This is a genomic window from Falsibacillus pallidus, from assembly GCF_050990905.1.
GTDB classification, from domain to species: Bacteria; Bacillota; Bacilli; order Bacillales; family DSM-25281; genus Falsibacillus; species Falsibacillus pallidus_A.
Genome location: NZ_CP158866.1, coordinates 1,439,854 through 1,456,695 on the forward strand (window position 1 = coordinate 1,439,854; position 16,842 = coordinate 1,456,695).

Genomic DNA, 16,842 nt, shown 5'->3' on the forward strand with positions numbered 1-16,842 from the left:
TTGAAAAACCATATGATCGCGCCCTCACTTTTAAGTCCTGCTGCCCGTCATTGCCAAGGAGGAATTGGAATGGAATACAAAGATACACTGCTTATGCCAAAAACCGAATTTCCTATGAGAGGGAACCTTCCAAAAAGAGAACCGGATCTCCAGGAAAAATGGAACGAGATGGATATTTATAAAAAAGTCCAGGAAAGAACTCAAGGCCGTCCACTATTTGTCCTTCATGATGGACCACCATATGCAAATGGCGATATCCATATGGGACATGCATTAAATAAAGTTTTAAAAGACTTCATTGTCCGCTATAAGTCGATGAGCGGCTATTGTGCTCCATATGTACCCGGCTGGGATACACATGGTCTTCCTATCGAGCAGGCATTAACGAACAAAGGCGTCAAACGGAAAGAAATGAGCGTTGCTGAATTCAGGGAACTGTGTGCCAAATATGCCTATGAGCAAGTCGACAGTCAGCGTGAGCAGTTCAAACGCTTGGGAGTAAGAGGGGATTGGGAAAATCCTTATATCACACTTAAACCTGAATATGAAGCACAGCAAATCAAAGTGTTTGGAGAAATGGCTAAAAAGGGATACATCTATAAAGGCCTCAAACCTGTATACTGGTCCCCGTCCAGCGAATCTGCTTTAGCTGAAGCAGAGATTGAATATCAGGACAAACGTTCCCCATCCATTTATGTCGGATTTGATGTTAAGGATGGAAAAGGTGTCCTTGAAGCCGGTACAAAGATCATCATTTGGACCACTACACCTTGGACGATTCCTGCAAATCTCGGTATTGCCGTTCATAAAGATTTGGACTACGCAGTGGTCAATACTGGCGGAAGCAAATATGTAGTAGCAAAAGACCTTCTTGAAGAAGTGTCAGAAGTGCTTGAGTGGGAGTCCCCACAAGTAGAAAAGACCGTGAAAGGATCGGACCTTGAAAAGGCAACTGCGAAACATCCATTGTATGACCGCGAGTCTCTTGTCATTCTTGGCGAACACGTAACTACCGATTCCGGTACCGGCTGCGTCCATACAGCTCCAGGACACGGTGAAGATGACTTCCAAGTCGGAAAACAGTACGGACTGGATGTCCTTTGTCCAGTTGATGATAAAGGATATATGACTTCAGAAGCACCAGGCTTTGAAGGGTTATTTTATGATGAAGCCAATAAGCCGATCACTGAAAAACTTGAAGAATCAGGGGCTTTACTGAAGCTCAAATTTATCACGCACTCCTATCCGCATGACTGGAGAACGAAAAAGCCTGTTATTTTCCGTGCAACTGCCCAATGGTTCGCTTCCATCGATAAGTTCCGTAATGAACTATTGGAAGCTGTCAAAGAAACGAAATGGGTTCCTGCTTGGGGCGAAACAAGATTATTCAATATGGTGCGCGACCGTGGGGATTGGTGTATTTCCCGCCAGCGTGCATGGGGAGTCCCGATTCCGGTATTTTATGCTGAAAATGGTGAAGCCATCATTACCGATGAAACGATTGCCCATGTATCGAATCTCTTCCGTGAACATGGATCAAATATTTGGTTCGAGAGGGAAGCAAAAGATTTGCTGCCAGAAAACTTTACGCATGAAGGCAGCCCTAACGGCAAATTCACAAAAGAACAGGATATCATGGATGTATGGTTCGATTCAGGATCCTCCCATCAAGCAGTACTGGAAGAGCGCAGCGATCTTCAGCGCCCTGCAGACTTATACCTTGAAGGATCTGACCAATACAGAGGATGGTTTAACTCTTCCTTGACGACTGGTGTTGCCGTAACAGGCAAGGCACCGTATAAAGGAGTCTTGAGCCACGGTTTTGCACTAGATGGCGACGGCAGAAAAATGAGTAAGTCCTTAGGCAACGTTGTCGTCCCTGCCAAAGTCATGAATCAGCTCGGTGCGGATATCCTTCGTTTATGGGTGGCATCAGTTGATTATCAAGCAGATGTAAGAGTTTCAGATCCAATTCTGAAGCAGGTCGCAGAAGTTTACCGCAAGATCCGCAACACGTTCCGATTCTTGCTGGGAAATCTTGCTGATTTTGACCCTGCAGCCAATACTGTTGAGTATGTCAACCTTCGTGAAGTTGATCAATATATGCTTGTTAAGCTGAATAACTTGGTAAAGAACGTTCGACAAGGGTATGAGCGCTATGATTTTGCCGGCATCTATCATGCTGTCAATAATTTCTGTACGCTCGATCTAAGTTCTTTCTATCTTGATTTCGCAAAAGATGTCCTTTATATCGAGGCTGAAGATCAATTCGAGAGAAGAGCGATTCAGACAGTCCTATACGAAGCATTGGTTGCAATGGCCAAATTGCTTTCACCGATCCTTTCCCATACTGCGGATGAGGTATGGCCATACATTCCGGGTGTTGAGGAAGAGAGCGTTCAGCTTACGGATATGCCTGAGGTCAAGGAAATCAACAATTCCGAAGAACTTGAAAACAAATGGGATCAGTTCCTCAAGCTTCGCGATGACGTTTTAAAAGCGCTTGAAGAAGCAAGGAATGCAAAAGTCATTGGTAAATCATTGACTGCAAATGTAATGTTATACGTAAATGACAATACAAAAGCACTTCTAGACAGCATTTCAGAAAACCTAAAGCAGTTGTTCATTGTTTCAGGTTTCGAAGTGGCCGGATCAGTGGACGAAGCACCTCAAGATGCTTTAAAACTTGACCACGCCTCCATTGTGGTTAAGAAAGCAGAAGGAGAAACATGCGAAAGATGCTGGACAGTCACACCTGAAGTAGGCAAGTCAGAAGACCATCCAACCCTATGCCCGCGCTGTGCGGAAGTAGTAAAAGAAAACTATTCACATTTAGCATAATATTTGTAAGCAATAGAGAAGAGCAGGTACACATTTATAAACTATGTGAGCCTGCTCTTTTTTTATGGAACTAGATAGAAGCGGAGGGCGGCGACTCCTGCGGGAAAAGCGGGAAAGTCGAGACCCTGGACTGAGCGAAGCGAGGGAAGCGGCTCGGCCCCGCCCGCGGAAAGCGTCCGCCCACAGCGGAATTCTAAGTGTATACAGCCAATCATTCATATAGGTGGAGAAAAGCACCACCTTTAGTAATACTTACGTTACCTTCTTCTTCTCTTTTGAGGGAATGCTACTTGATAAGAAGGAGGGGTAATGATGGAAGAGACGAAAAAAAGGCTGTATCAGCAACTGATCGAGTCCCACATTGAACTTAACCAGCACTTATCTGTCCACCCATTGGTCAAGCACTATATCGAACAGGAAAAAAATGATATAAAGCACGCATTATCAAAATTCGATAATGATACTTTTGGTATTTGTGAATTCAGCGGTGAATTAATTCCATTGGACATCATGCACCATCTCCCAACAATCAGAAACAATAATGAGTGGAAAGAAATTCATAAAAAGTTCGGAAAATCAAGCATCCCGTATGGAGGTTGAATCGAAGTTCATTGTTACCGCTGTTTTTATATGCTAAAATGCAAAGGTAATCATTTCATTTAGAATTCGGGGGTTGCCTTTGTGTATTATATTGTTGCACTATTTGTCCTTTTATTAGATCAATTGACAAAATGGCTCATTGTCAAAAATATGGAGTTTGGCGATGAAATCGAAATCATAAAGAACTTCTTTTACATTACCAGTCATCGGAACAGAGGCGCTGCATGGGGGATCCTTCAGGGGCAAATGTGGTTTTTCTACCTGATTACAGTTGTCGTCATAGGCGGAATCATTTTTTATATGCAAAAACATGCAAAAGGCAAGCCTTTATTGGGAATTAGCCTCGGAATGCTTCTTGGCGGTGCGATCGGCAATTTTATCGACCGGGTTTTCCGCAAAGAAGTGGTTGATTTTATTCATACATATATCTTCAGCTACAATTTCCCTATTTTCAATATTGCGGATGCATCATTGACGATCGGTGTCATCTTATTGATGATTTATATGCTGAAAGAAGAGAGAGAAACGAAGGAGAAAACTTATGGAGAAAGTGGAACACATCATACAAGAAAATGAACAGAACGAACGCATCGATAAAGTAGTGTCCTTAATTAATCCGGAATGGTCCAGAACCCAAGTGAAGCAATGGGTCAAAGACGGGGCGCTTACTGTGAATGGCAAAGTGATAAAACCAAATTATAAATGCAGTTTGAACGACCAAATTGAAATATCCATTCCGGAACCGGAAGCACTTGATGTACTGCCGGAAGACATGAATCTGGATATCTATTATGAAGATCACGATGTCGTTGTTGTAAATAAACCAAGAGGTATGGTTGTCCATCCCGCTCCCGGTCATTTAACCGGTACACTGGTCAATGGTCTTATGCATCATTGTAAAGATCTATCCGGAATCAATGGCGTCCTTCGCCCGGGAATCGTCCATCGAATCGATAAAGATACGTCAGGTCTATTAATGGTGGCGAAGAACGATTATGCTCATGAAAAGCTGGTTCAGCAGCTGGTGGATAAATCAGTGACAAGAAAGTATTATGCAATTGTCCATGGCATCATTCCGCATGACTATGGAACGATAGATGCGCCAATCGGAAGGGATACCCATGACAGGCAAAGCATGACTGTCGTTGATAATGGGAAGAACGCTGTAACCCATTTCCGTGTTTTGGAACGCTTCGACCATTTTTCATTTGTGGAATGTGAATTGGAGACAGGACGCACCCATCAAATCCGTGTCCATATGAAGTATATTGGATTCCCGCTTGCAGGAGATCCAAAATATGGCCCGCGCAAAACATTGAAGATTGATGGACAGGCTCTTCATGCAGCCGTTCTAGGATTTGTCCACCCTAAAACAGAAGAATATATGGAATTTGAAGCTCCTATGCCAAAAGAATTTCAGCAGATTTTAGACGAATTGCGACAAGGTGGTTGACAAAGACCATTATTCATATTATCCTTGTACTAACTTAATGAACCTTTAATACAGTCCAGTGAGGCTGAGAAGGAAGCGGATATTAGCGTGCATCTGAATGCAGGCTTGGTGCAGCATACCCAAAACCTCTCATCCATTGGTGAGAGGTTTTTTTATACCGTTTTCGAACGAAACAGATCAATTTTCTGGGGTGATTGACATGACTCAAAAAGCACTGGTATTAGATCAGCAGGCCATCAGAAGAGCGCTGACAAGGGTGGCACACGAAATCATCGAACGCAATAAAGGGGTTCATGAATGTGTCCTTGTCGGAATCAAGACGAGGGGAATCTTCCTGGCTGAAAGATTGGCCAAAAGGATAAAAGAAATCGAGGGGGAAAAGCTGGCTGTCGGAGAACTGGATATCACTCTTTACAGAGATGATCTGACCACTAAGACAGAAAGCCAGGAACCCGAGGTAAAAGGGACTGATATCCCGGTGGACATCAATGAGAAAAAAGTCATCCTCATCGACGATGTCCTTTATACAGGGAGAACGGTGAGAGCAGCAATGGATGCCATCATGGATCTGGGAAGGCCATCGCAAATTCAACTGGCTGTACTGGTGGACAGGGGTCACAGGGAACTGCCGATCCGAGCTGATTATGTGGGAAAAAACATCCCTACATCAAGCGCTGAAAAAATTGTGGTAGAACTGCTTGAAACAGATGATACTGATCAAGTGACCATTTACGAAAAATAATAATCTTTTCCTTTTAATTTTAGTCCAGAGAGGCTGAAAAAGGGATTCACTCTGCAGTGCACCATGCCAGAAGTATATCTGCATGCAGACAACCCTTTTTGCGCCTCAAAGCAAAAAGGGTTTTTATTTTGGAAAAAGAAGGGTGGAAAAAAATATGTCAAAACCAATATTGGATATAAACGAAAAACCTACAGCCATTCAATGGATCACCTTAAGTCTGCAGCACCTTTTCGCAATGTTCGGTGCCACGATCCTGGTGCCATATCTAGTCGGTCTAAGCCCGGCAATCGCTTTGATCTCAAGCGGACTTGGAACATTGTCCTTCATCATCATTACAAAAGGGAAGGTACCGGCCTACCTTGGTTCATCCTTCGCCTTTATCGCACCTATCATAGCAGCTAAAGCAAACGGCGGTCCTGGTGCAGCGATGATCGGAACTTTCCTGGCAGGAATCGTCTACGCCATAGTCGCACTCATCATCAGCAAAGCCGGATACAAGTGGATCATGAATCTGCTCCCGCCGATCGTCGTAGGACCTGTCATCATTGTCATCGGATTGGCACTAGCCAACACGGCAGTGGGGATGGCTATGAATGGCCCTGATGGAAAATACAGCATGCTTCACTTCTCTGTAGCACTTGTTACCTTGGCGGCAACTATCATCTGCTCCATATATGCAAAGAAAATATTCAGCCTGATTCCAATCTTGATTGGAATCATCATCGGATACATTTATGCGGCCATTGTAGGAATAGTAGATTTTTCACCAGTAGTAAAAGCGCACATATTTGAAAAACCGGACTTCATTTTTCCCTTCATCGACTATAAAGTTCATCTTACAATGAATATAGTCTGGCTGATGGTCCCAGTGGCGATCGTAACACTTTCTGAACACATCGGACATCAGCTTGTATTAAGCAAAGTTATCGGAAAAGATTTAATCAAAGATCCTGGCCTTCACCGCTCAATCCTTGGGGATGGAATGTCGACAATCATTTCAGCGCTGATCGGGGGGCCTCCGAAGACTACGTATGGCGAAAACATCGGTGTACTGGCCATTACACGGGTATACAGCGTGTATGTCATTGGCGGCGCTGCGGTATTGGCAGTCGTGTTCGGATTCATCGGAAAAGTGACTGCGTTGATCAGCACGATCCCTACGCCGGTAATGGGCGGGGTATCCATCCTTCTGTTCGGAATCATCGCATCATCCGGACTAAGGATGCTCGTAGACAGTAAAATCGATTTCGGAGATAAAAGGAATCTGGTCATCTCATCCGTCATCCTGGTCATTGGAATCGGAGGGGCCATGATCGACATCAAAGGAGTTCAGATTCAAGGAATGGCTCTCGCTGCCATTGCAGGGGTCCTGCTCAATATGATTCTTCCGGGAAGAGAAAAAATGGATGAAAGCATGTTTGAAAAGGAAGGCAATTCTTCTGAAGGAAAAATAGATGAACATGTAGCTTAATATTACCACCTTTTAAAAAAGTACAGAGAGACTTTCAAGGGTGTAAGAGAATAGCATTCAGCCAGGAGAAGCAGGGGAGAAGGTTCCCCTCACTCTGGCCTGTTCAAATGCATCTCAAGACACCCTCATCATAAAATGAGGGTGTTTTTTTATAGAGAGAGGAGCGAAATCATGAAGAACCGTCACTTATGTTCTATGGAAGATCTTAGCACAGTGGATATAATGGAAATTCTTCACCAGGCCCAACAATTCTCAAGAGGAGAGAATTGGGAACCTGAAAGAAAGACATTTGCTGCCAACCTCTTTTTTGAAGCAAGTACAAGGACGAAGTGCAGCTTTGAAATGGCGGAGAGGAAGCTTGGCCTGGATGTGATACCTTTTGATGCGGATCAATCAAGCATCAAAAAAGGGGAAACGCTTTACGATACAGCGAAAACACTGGAAGCAATCGGTGTGGACTGCCTTGTCATCCGTCATGGAAAAGATCATTTTTATGAAGAACTTATAGAAAATGTACATATCCCCATCATAAATGGCGGGGATGGATGCGGTCAGCATCCTACACAGTGCCTGTTGGATCTATATACGATTTGGCAGGAATTTGGAAGGTTTGAAGGAATCAAAGTGACCATTGCAGGGGATATCCGCCACAGCCGTGTAGCAAGATCGAATGCTGCGGCCCTAAAAAAAATGGGGGCAGAAGTCACATTCTCCGGACCGAAGGAATGGTTTGAAGAAGACTATTTAAAAGCCGGTAGATTGGTGGAAATCGATGAAGCTGTGAAAGAAACGGATGTGATGATGCTTCTGCGCATCCAGCATGAACGTCATGGTTCTCCTGAAAGTACAGACGCCTCCACATATCACAAAGAATTCGGGCTAACAATCGACCGTGAGAAAAAAATGAAGAAGGGAAGTATCATCCTTCATCCAGCACCGGTTAATCGAGGTGTGGAAATCGATACATCACTTGTAGAATGCGAGCGGTCGAGAATCTTTAAACAGATGGAAAATGGAGTCTTTATCCGGATGGCTGTATTAAAGAGGGCTTTGGAAAAAACCAAACGAAGGAGTGGGGAATATGTCTGACATGATCATTAGAAACGGTGAGTTATTAACAAGCGAAGGAACTCTTGAAAGAAAAGATATTAGGATCAAAGACGGCTTGATTGCAGAAATCGGGTCTGAACTATTGAATCATGGAGAAAAAGAATGGGATGCAAATGGCCAGATCCTCTCTCCAGGATTTGTCGACCTGCATGTCCATTTGCGGGAACCTGGTGGAGAAAAGAAAGAAACGATAGAAACCGGCACTCTCGCAGCAGCAAAGGGAGGGTTCACAACCATTGCGGCAATGCCGAATACAAGGCCGGTGCCTGACAGTCCCGAATCAATGAAGCAGCTGATGGAGCGGATCCAGGAGAAAGCCCATGTAAGAGTACTCCCGTATGCAGCGATTACGGAAAGGCAGCTTGGACGGGACCTGACGGATTTTGAAGCTCTCAAGCGAGAAGGGGCGTTTGCATTTACAGATGATGGAGTAGGCGTCCAGACTGCCGGGCAAATGTTCGAAGCGATGAAGAAAGCAGCGGAAATTGGCAAAGCTGTCGTGGCGCACTGTGAAGATAACTCATTGATTTATGGCGGTGCCGTACACGATGGGGAATTTTCCAGACAGAGTGGAATCCCAGGCATTCCTTCTATCTGTGAATCGGTCCATATTGCAAGGGATGTTCTGCTAGCTGAAGCTGCGGGGTGCCACTACCATGTCTGCCATATCTCGACTAAAGAATCTGTACGGGTCGTAAGGGATGCAAAAAAAGCCGGGATCATGGTCACAGCTGAAGTGACACCGCATCATCTGCTCTTGAATGAAGAAGATATCCCAGGTGATGATGCAATGTTCAAGATGAACCCGCCGCTAAGGAGCAAAGAGGATCAAGCAGCTCTGATTGAAGGATTGATGGATGGTACGATTGATTTCATTGCAACCGACCACGCTCCGCATACAGCGGAGGAAAAAGCAGAAGGCATGAGACTGGCGCCTTTTGGGATTGTCGGACTTGAAACTGCTTTTCCACTTCTTTATACCAACCTCGTTGAGAAAGGCGAATGCAGTTTGATCCAGTTGATTGATTGGATGACAAAAAAGCCGGCAGAGGCATTCAACCTTCCATTTGGAAAAATGGAGATTGGCATGCCTGCTGATATTGTTGTGCTGGATCTGAAGAAAGAGGCAAGGATTAATCCCCAAGAATTCCTGTCAAAAGGTAAAAATACACCCTTTGCAGATTGGGTCTGCAAAGGCTGGCCGACAGCAACGTTTTTCAATGGAAATCCAGTATGGACTGAAGGGAGAGTCAACGCATGAAAAGACAACTAATCTTAGAAGATGGAACAGTGATGGTAGGAGAAGCAATCGGAAGTGAAAAAGACTCCACTGGTGAGGTTGTATTTAATACAGGAATGACAGGCTATCAGGAAATATTGACTGATCCATCCTACTGCGGGCAGATTGTTACCTTGACATATCCGCTAATCGGAAATTATGGAGTAAACCGGGACGATTTTGAATCCGTTCAACCTTCTGTCAAAGGGTTCATTGTAAGAGAGGCTGCAGATTTTCCATCGAATTGGCGAAGCGAAATGAGCATCGATGAGTATCTCAAATTAAAGGACATTCCTGGAATAACCGGTATAGATACAAGAAAATTAACAAGAATTATCAGGAAATACGGGACATTGAAGGGCGTCATTAGCAGTATGGACGTTTCGGTGGAAGAAGTCGTCCAGAAACTGAAAATGACCGGACTTCCAACAGATCAAGTGAAACAGGTCTCTGTTAAGAGTTCATACAGGAGTCCAGGCAGGGGAAAAAGGATTGTGTTGGTCGACTTTGGAATGAAGCAGGGAATTTTAAGGGAGTTGAATAAAAGGGATTGTGATGTAGTGGTTGTCCCATACAATACCCCTGCAAAAGATATCCTGTCTCTCAGCCCGGATGGCATCATGCTCTCAAATGGACCAGGGGATCCAAAAGATGTGCAGGAAGGAATCGACATGATCAAGGAAATTCTCGGGCAGATCCCGTTGTTCGGCATCTGCCTCGGGCATCAGCTCTTTGCACTCGCTTGCGGAGGAGATACTTATAAAATGAAGTTCGGCCACAGGGGCTCCAATCATCCAGTAAAAGATTTAGAAACAGGGAAAGTGGCCATTACATCTCAAAATCATGGATACGCTGTGAAAGAGGATTCCCTTTTAAAGACTCCATTGAAAATAACTCACCTGGCCATCAATGATGGATCTGTAGAGGGATTGAAACATGAAAAATATCCGGCATTCACCGTTCAATATCACCCTGAAGCATCTCCAGGGCCAGATGATGCCAATTATTTATTCGACCAATTCATGGATATGATTGAGATCAACAAGAGAGAGGAGATTCAACATGCCTAAACGCCAAGATATTAAAAGCATTTTAGTAATAGGATCCGGTCCGATAATCATTGGGCAAGCAGCAGAATTTGACTATGCAGGTACACAGGCCTGCCTGGCATTAAAAGAAGAGGGATATCGGGTAGTGCTTGTAAACTCAAACCCTGCCACGATCATGACGGATACAGAAGTAGCGGATGCAGTCTATATCGAGCCCCTCACGCTCGAATTTGTTAGCAAGATCATCCGCAAGGAAAGACCGGATGCCCTCCTTCCGACATTAGGCGGACAGACAGGATTGAACATGGCAGTTGAATTAGCCGACTCCGGAGTACTTGAAGAATGTGGAGTGGAGATTCTTGGAACGAAGCTGGACGCGATCCAGCAGGCGGAAGACCGGGATTTATTCCGGAGCCTGATGAAGGAACTGAATGAACCTGTCCCTGAAAGTGAAATCATCCGTTCACTGGCAGAAGCATATGCATTTGTGGAACAGATCGGATATCCTGTCATCGTGCGTCCCGCGTTTACACTTGGCGGTACAGGCGGAGGGATTTGTGAAACAGAAGAAGATTTGATTGAAATTGTATCCAGCGGCCTGAAAAACAGCCCAGTCTCTCAATGTCTTCTCGAAAAGAGCATTGCTGGATTTAAAGAGATAGAATACGAGGTTATGAGAGACTCAAATGACCACGCCATCGTTGTCTGCAATATGGAAAATATCGATCCAGTCGGAATCCATACAGGTGATTCCATCGTTGTGGCGCCAAGCCAGACATTAAGCGACAGGGAATATCAAATGCTTCGCAATACTTCACTGAAGATTATCCGCGCTCTTGGCATCGAAGGTGGATGCAACGTCCAGCTTGCCCTTGATCCGGACAGCTTTGATTACTACATCATCGAGGTTAATCCTCGAGTGAGCCGTTCATCTGCACTAGCTTCAAAAGCAACGGGCTATCCGATCGCGAAGCTGGCAGCCAAAATTGCTGTAGGGCTTTCACTGGATGAAATGATCAACCCTGTAACAGGGAAAACATACGCTTCTTTCGAACCGGCATTGGATTATGTCGTTTCTAAAATCCCTAGATGGCCATTCGATAAATTTGAGTCAGCTAAACGAAACCTGGGAACTCAAATGAAAGCAACGGGGGAAGTAATGGCAATCGGGAGGAACTTTGAAGAATCCATCCTGAAAGCGATCAGGTCACTGGAAAGCGGAATTAATCATCTCGAACTTCCGGATCCAATGGATGCAACAGATGAGCTTATCGAAAAAAGAATCAGAAAAGCTGGGGATGAACGTTTATTTTATATCGGTGAGGCACTGAGAAGAGGCATAACAATCCATCAAATTCACGACTGGAGTAAAATCGATCTTTTCTTCCTTCATAAATTCAACAAGATCATCCAATTTGAAAAAAAGGTAAGGGAACACCGCCACAACAAAGAGGTGGCGCTCGAAGCTAAGAAAATGGGATTCTCTGATTATATCATGGCAAAGCTTTGGGACTGCTCCGAACTTGAAGTTTATGAATGGAGGAAAAAAGAAAACATCCTCCCTGTCTACAAAATGGTCGATACATGTGCAGCAGAATTTGAATCAGAGACGCCGTACTATTATGGAACGTATGAAGAAGAGAATGAATCGCTTGTCACAGACAGGAAAAAAATCGTCGTTCTTGGGTCTGGTCCGATACGCATCGGCCAGGGGGTAGAGTTTGACTATGCAACCGTCCATTCTGTCTGGGCCATCAGGGAAGCGGGCTATGAAGCGATCATCATCAACAATAACCCGGAAACTGTATCAACAGATTTCAGCATCTCTGACAAACTTTATTTCGAGCCATTGACTATTGAGGATGTCATGCATGTCATCGATCAAGAGCAGCCAGAAGGCGTTGTCGTCCAATTCGGGGGGCAAACAGCAATCAACCTTGCTGATGGTTTAAGCAAAAGAGGCGTCAAGATACTGGGCACTTCGCTGGAGGACATCGACAGGGCAGAAAACAGGGACAAATTCGAACAGACCCTTTCACAGCTTGGGATACCTCAGCCCCTTGGAAAAACAGCTTTCTCTGTTGAAGAGGCAGTAGCCATCGCCAGTGAGATCGGCTACCCAGTCCTTGTCAGACCGTCCTATGTACTTGGAGGAAGAGCGATGGAAATCGTCTATGAGGAAAAAGAACTCCTCCATTATATGAAAAACGCAGTCAAGGTGAATCCTGAACATCCCGTATTGATTGACCGATACTTGATCGGAAAAGAAATCGAAGTAGATGCCATCTCAGATGGGGAAACGGTTGTGATTCCGGGAATCATGGAACATATCGAACGGGCCGGTGTACACTCAGGCGATTCGATAGCCGTCTATCCACCACAGCAGCTAGATGAAGGAATGAAAGCGAAGATTGCGGACTATACAGTGAGACTGGCAAAAGGATTGAAAATCATCGGCCTCCTGAATATCCAATACGTTATTTCAAAAGGCGAATTATATGTGCTGGAAGTCAATCCACGTTCGAGCAGGACGGTTCCATTCTTAAGCAAGATCACCAATGTGAAGATGGCCAATCTTGCAACAAAAGCGATTTTAGGAGAATCCTTGAATTCTCTAGGATTTGAAACAGGTCTGGTTCCTGAAAGCAAAGGTGTCTACGTTAAAGTACCGGTATTCTCTTTTGCGAAATTGAGAAGGGTCGATATCACACTCGGACCAGAGATGAAATCAACAGGAGAAGTGATGGGGAAAGACCTTACCTTGGAAAAAGCTCTGTATAAAGGCCTCGTAGCTGCCGGTTTGAAAATGAAGGATCATGGGGCAGTACTGATGACCATCGCTGACAAAGATAAGGAAGAAGCACTTGAATTGGCAAAAAGATTCGTCAATATCGGTTATCAGCTGTTTGCCACAAGCGGCACGGCAGAGTATCTGCAAAAAGCATCATTGCCTGTGACGGTGGTGGATAAAATTGATGCCGAGAACCATAACCTTCTTGATGTCATCCGAAATGGGGAAGCTCAGCTTGTCATCAATACCTTGACAAAAGGGAAGCAGCCGCAGCGCGATGGATTCAGAATCAGAAGGGAGTCTGTTGAGAACGGGGTTCCGTGTATGACTTCCCTTGATACAGCAGAAGCGATTTTAAGAGTGATAGAATCCATGACATTTTCAGCTGAAGCCATGCCGCAGTCAAATGCTGGTGAAAAGGTGATGTACGTATGATCCTAAAAGAAAAAATGACGGTCATTTCACAAAAGATGATTGCTGAAAACATTTATGAAATGATCTTGCAGGGAGATCTGGTTTCCGAAATGGATAATCCCGGACAATTTGTGCATGTGAAGGCAGAAGAAGGAATCGATCCATTGCTGAGAAGGCCGATCAGTATATCCAGCATCGATAAGAAGAACAATGCGTTTACTATGATTTACAGGACAGAAGGAAAAGGTACAAAGCGGCTTGCACAAAAAAATAAAGGGGACTCAGTGGATGTGCTGGGCCCTCTCGGGAATGGGTTTCCCATCCTGCCCCATCATCAAGGAAAAAAGGCTCTCCTTGTAGGAGGCGGAATCGGTGTTCCTCCACTTTATGAACTTTCAAAAAGATTAGTAGAAAACAAGATGGAAGTTGTCCATGTATTGGGCTTCCAAACGGATACAGCTTCGTTTTATATGGAGGAGTTTGCAAATCTTGGCCCTGCATATGCAGCTACCGTAGATGGATCATTAGGGACAAAAGGGTTTGTCACATCGATCATAGATGATATGGATGATGACTTCGACTTCGATGTCCTTTATGCATGCGGACCGATTCCTATGCTTAAAGCGCTGGAAGAAAGGTTCAGCGATATCGAAGCATACCTTTCCCTTGAACAGCGGATGGGCTGTGGGATAGGGGCATGTTTTGCCTGCGTCTGCCCTGTACAAGGCGATGATTCAGGGACGGAATATAGAAAAGTTTGCAGTGATGGACCTGTATTTCCAGTAGGGGAGGTTGTGCTATGAATGGTTTGTCTATTGAATTGCCTGGCCTGCAGTTGAAAAATCCCGTCATGCCAGCGTCCGGATGCTTTGGATTTGGCCGTGAATTCAGCCAGCTATATGATTTGAACCAGCTTGGAGCCATCATGATCAAAGCTGTCACAACTGAGCCAAGATTTGGGAATCCCACTCCGAGGGTGGCAGAAACGGATGCCGGAATGCTTAATGCGATCGGCCTTCAAAATCCCGGTCTTCATAAAGTCATGAACGAAGAACTTCCTTGGCTGGATCAATTTGACGTGCCGATCATTGCTAATGTGGCAGGGTCAATGATGGAAGATTACGTCAATGTTGCACGTGAAGTTTCAACCTCACCGAATGTAAAAGCGCTGGAATTGAATATTTCCTGTCCTAATGTAAAGACAGGGGGCATAGCATTCGGAACGGATCCCTCCATTGCAAAAGAGTTGACAAAGAAAGTAAAGGAAGTTTCATCTGTCCCTGTATACGTCAAACTCTCCCCAAACGTAGGAAATATTGTCGAGATGGCAAAGGCGGTGGAAAATGGGGGAGCAGACGGACTCACGATGATCAACACCCTCATCGGTATGAGAATGGATCTTAAGACAGCAAAACCGATATTAGCCAATAAAACAGGTGGATTATCCGGACCTGCAATCAAACCGGTAGCGATTCGGATGATTTATGAAGTAAGCCAGCATGTAAATGTGCCGATTATCGGCATGGGTGGAATACAAAATGCAGAAGATGTGATTGAATTCTTCTATGCAGGAGCAAGTGCAGTGGCTGTAGGAACCGCCAATTTTGTGGATCCTTTTGTATGCCCTGGAATCATTGAGCAGCTGCCTGCAATGCTCCAGGATATCGGAGTGGATCATATTTCTGAATTGACAGGAAGGAGCTGGGGGAAGGTTGATCAAAAAACCTATCATCGCGTTTGATTTTTCAACAAAAAAAGAGGCAGTTCAGTTCCTCGACATTTTTGAAGGGGAATCTTTATATGTAAAAGTCGGAATGGAACTTTTTTATCAATCTGGTGCGGAAATCATAGAAATTATAAAAAAACGTGATCATCAGCTGTTTTTGGATCTGAAGCTTCATGATATTCCCAACACTGTCAAAAGAGCTATGAAAGGGCTGGCATCGCTTGGTGTTGACATGCTCAATGTACATGCAGCAGGAGGCAGTGAAATGATGGAAGCAGCCATGGAAGGCCTGGCTGCTGGAACGCCATCTGGAATGGATATTCCAAAATTGATTGCTGTCACCCAGTTGACAAGTACTTCTGAGAATCAAATGCAGTCTGAGCAGTTGATTTCTGCCACATTGGATGAATCAGTGATTCATTATGCCCAATTAGCCCACGATGCAGGACTTGACGGCGTAGTCTGTTCTGCATTTGAGGCAGAAAAGATCAAAAAAGCGACAAAGGCATCATTTATGTGCGTAACCCCTGGAATCCGCTTGAAAGGGATGGATGCCCAGGATCAAAAGAGAGTCATGACTCCGCATGGCGCAAGGACTCATGGGTCTTCTGCGATTGTTGTAGGGAGAGCTGTCACAGCGTCTGAACATCCGCTGGAAACTTATCGTTTGATTGCAAATGAATGGGAGGCTGTATATTCATGAAAGAATACATTGCAGGACAGCTGTTGAAAGTAAATGCTGTAGCATTAAACCCAGATAATCCTTTTACGTGGTCATCAGGCTTGCGTTCCCCGATATACTGCGACAACCGCCTCACAATGTCTTATCCCCCTTTGCGAAATGAGATTGCAAAGGGAATGGCGCAGATCATAACAGAAAAATATCCGGAAGCGGAATTGATTGCCGGTACAGCAACAGCAGGCATCCCCCACGCAGCTTGGGTTAGCCAGATTCTTGAGCTTCCGATGTGTTATGTTCGTTCAAAGGCAAAGGGGCATGGCAAAGGGAATCAAATCGAAGGAAAAGCTGAAAAGGGCCAGAAGGCAGTTGTTATTGAAGACCTCATTTCAACAGGCGGCAGTGTCATTACGGCAGTCCGTGCACTTAGGGAAGCCGGCTGTGAAGTAGTGGGAGTAGTCTCAATCTTTACATATGAGCTCTCAAAGGGAAGCGAAGAATTAAAAAACGAAGAAATTGAACATCATTCCTTGACTGATTATTCCACCTTGCTGCAAGAAGCTTTAAAAATGGAAAAGATTGATGAACAGGACTTGGACACATTGATCGAATGGAAAAAAGATCCTGCTGCATGGAGTGCGGCAATATAATTTCATAAATAATAGAAAACAGCGGTCCCGTGTATTT

General features: G+C 44.6%; 14 protein-coding genes. All 14 read left to right on the forward strand.

What is annotated here, in order from left to right:
- Nucleotides 1–69 precede the first annotated feature (69 nt).
- The 14 genes from ileS to pyrE all read left to right on the forward strand — a co-directional run bounded on the left by ileS (nt 70) and on the right by pyrE (nt 16,805).
- Nucleotides 70–2,841: an isoleucine--tRNA ligase gene (gene ileS / locus ABTV07_RS07675; protein ID WP_433749559.1), complete on the forward strand. Its 2,772-nt coding sequence runs from the start codon at nt 70–72 to the stop codon at nt 2,839–2,841.
- Nucleotides 2,842–3,153: 312 nt separating this feature from the next.
- Nucleotides 3,154–3,441: a hypothetical protein gene (locus tag ABTV07_RS07680; protein ID WP_433749562.1), complete on the forward strand. Its 288-nt coding sequence runs from the start codon at nt 3,154–3,156 to the stop codon at nt 3,439–3,441.
- 81 nt (nt 3,442–3,522) lie between these two features.
- Nucleotides 3,523–4,017 carry a signal peptidase II gene (gene lspA / locus ABTV07_RS07685; RefSeq protein WP_114743747.1) on the forward strand — a complete coding sequence of 165 codons (495 nt, stop codon included), beginning with the start codon at nt 3,523–3,525 and terminating at the stop codon, nt 4,015–4,017.
- Nucleotides 3,983–4,894 (forward strand): RluA family pseudouridine synthase, encoded by a 912-nt coding sequence (locus tag ABTV07_RS07690; RefSeq protein ID WP_433749565.1) that lies wholly within the window; start codon nt 3,983–3,985, stop codon nt 4,892–4,894. The genes lspA and ABTV07_RS07690 overlap by 35 nt, the downstream gene beginning before the upstream one ends.
- Nucleotides 4,895–5,093: 199 nt before the next feature.
- Nucleotides 5,094–5,636, forward strand: coding sequence for a bifunctional pyr operon transcriptional regulator/uracil phosphoribosyltransferase PyrR (gene pyrR / locus ABTV07_RS07695; protein WP_433749567.1), 543 nt, complete (start codon nt 5,094–5,096; stop codon nt 5,634–5,636).
- Between the two features lie 154 nt (nt 5,637–5,790).
- Nucleotides 5,791–7,107: a solute carrier family 23 protein gene (locus ABTV07_RS07700; protein WP_433749570.1), complete on the forward strand. Its 1,317-nt coding sequence runs from the start codon at nt 5,791–5,793 to the stop codon at nt 7,105–7,107.
- Between the two features lie 171 nt (nt 7,108–7,278).
- Nucleotides 7,279–8,196, forward strand: coding sequence for an aspartate carbamoyltransferase catalytic subunit (locus ABTV07_RS07705; protein ID WP_433749573.1), 918 nt, complete (start codon nt 7,279–7,281; stop codon nt 8,194–8,196).
- A complete protein-coding gene (locus ABTV07_RS07710; RefSeq protein ID WP_433749574.1) occupies nt 8,189–9,478 on the forward strand; it encodes a dihydroorotase in 1,290 nt (429 codons plus the stop codon). Before ABTV07_RS07705 ends, ABTV07_RS07710 begins: the two co-directional genes overlap by 8 nt.
- Nucleotides 9,475–10,566, forward strand: coding sequence for a carbamoyl phosphate synthase small subunit (locus tag ABTV07_RS07715; protein WP_433749577.1), 1,092 nt, complete (start codon nt 9,475–9,477; stop codon nt 10,564–10,566). The genes ABTV07_RS07710 and ABTV07_RS07715 overlap by 4 nt, the downstream gene beginning before the upstream one ends.
- Nucleotides 10,559–13,771, forward strand: a complete 3,213-nt coding sequence (gene carB / locus ABTV07_RS07720; protein WP_433749580.1) for a carbamoyl-phosphate synthase large subunit — start codon at nt 10,559–10,561, stop codon at nt 13,769–13,771. Before ABTV07_RS07715 ends, carB begins: the two co-directional genes overlap by 8 nt.
- Nucleotides 13,768–14,553 (forward strand): dihydroorotate dehydrogenase electron transfer subunit, encoded by a 786-nt coding sequence (locus tag ABTV07_RS07725; RefSeq protein WP_433749582.1) that lies wholly within the window; start codon nt 13,768–13,770, stop codon nt 14,551–14,553. The genes carB and ABTV07_RS07725 overlap by 4 nt, the downstream gene beginning before the upstream one ends.
- The gene (locus tag ABTV07_RS07730; RefSeq protein ID WP_433749583.1) at nt 14,550–15,491 is read left to right on the forward strand and encodes a dihydroorotate dehydrogenase; all 942 of its coding nucleotides are present in this window, start codon (nt 14,550–14,552) and stop codon (nt 15,489–15,491) included. Before ABTV07_RS07725 ends, ABTV07_RS07730 begins: the two co-directional genes overlap by 4 nt.
- The gene (gene pyrF, locus ABTV07_RS07735) at nt 15,466–16,179 is read left to right on the forward strand and encodes an orotidine-5'-phosphate decarboxylase (RefSeq protein ID WP_433751150.1); all 714 of its coding nucleotides are present in this window, start codon (nt 15,466–15,468) and stop codon (nt 16,177–16,179) included. The genes ABTV07_RS07730 and pyrF overlap by 26 nt, the downstream gene beginning before the upstream one ends.
- Complete coding sequence (gene pyrE, locus ABTV07_RS07740) at nt 16,176–16,805, forward strand: orotate phosphoribosyltransferase (protein ID WP_433749586.1); 630 nt, start codon at nt 16,176–16,178, stop codon at nt 16,803–16,805. The genes pyrF and pyrE overlap by 4 nt, the downstream gene beginning before the upstream one ends.
- The last annotated feature ends 37 nt before the right edge of the window (nt 16,806–16,842 follow it).

Coding starts and splice junctions, on each gene's coding strand:
- ileS (WP_433749559.1), top strand. CDS start 70: ATGGAATACAAAGATACACTGCTTATGCCAAAAACCGAATTTCCTATG.
- ABTV07_RS07680 (WP_433749562.1), top strand. CDS start 3,154: ATGGAAGAGACGAAAAAAAGGCTGTATCAGCAACTGATCGAGTCCCAC.
- ABTV07_RS07690 (WP_433749565.1), top strand. CDS start 3,983: ATGGAGAAAGTGGAACACATCATACAAGAAAATGAACAGAACGAACGC.
- pyrR (WP_433749567.1), top strand. CDS start 5,094: ATGACTCAAAAAGCACTGGTATTAGATCAGCAGGCCATCAGAAGAGCG.
- ABTV07_RS07700 (WP_433749570.1), top strand. CDS start 5,791: ATGTCAAAACCAATATTGGATATAAACGAAAAACCTACAGCCATTCAA.
- ABTV07_RS07705 (WP_433749573.1), top strand. CDS start 7,279: ATGAAGAACCGTCACTTATGTTCTATGGAAGATCTTAGCACAGTGGAT.
- ABTV07_RS07710 (WP_433749574.1), top strand. CDS start 8,189: ATGTCTGACATGATCATTAGAAACGGTGAGTTATTAACAAGCGAAGGA.
- ABTV07_RS07715 (WP_433749577.1), top strand. CDS start 9,475: ATGAAAAGACAACTAATCTTAGAAGATGGAACAGTGATGGTAGGAGAA.
- carB (WP_433749580.1), top strand. CDS start 10,559: ATGCCTAAACGCCAAGATATTAAAAGCATTTTAGTAATAGGATCCGGT.
- ABTV07_RS07725 (WP_433749582.1), top strand. CDS start 13,768: ATGATCCTAAAAGAAAAAATGACGGTCATTTCACAAAAGATGATTGCT.
- ABTV07_RS07730 (WP_433749583.1), top strand. CDS start 14,550: ATGAATGGTTTGTCTATTGAATTGCCTGGCCTGCAGTTGAAAAATCCC.
- pyrE (WP_433749586.1), top strand. CDS start 16,176: ATGAAAGAATACATTGCAGGACAGCTGTTGAAAGTAAATGCTGTAGCA.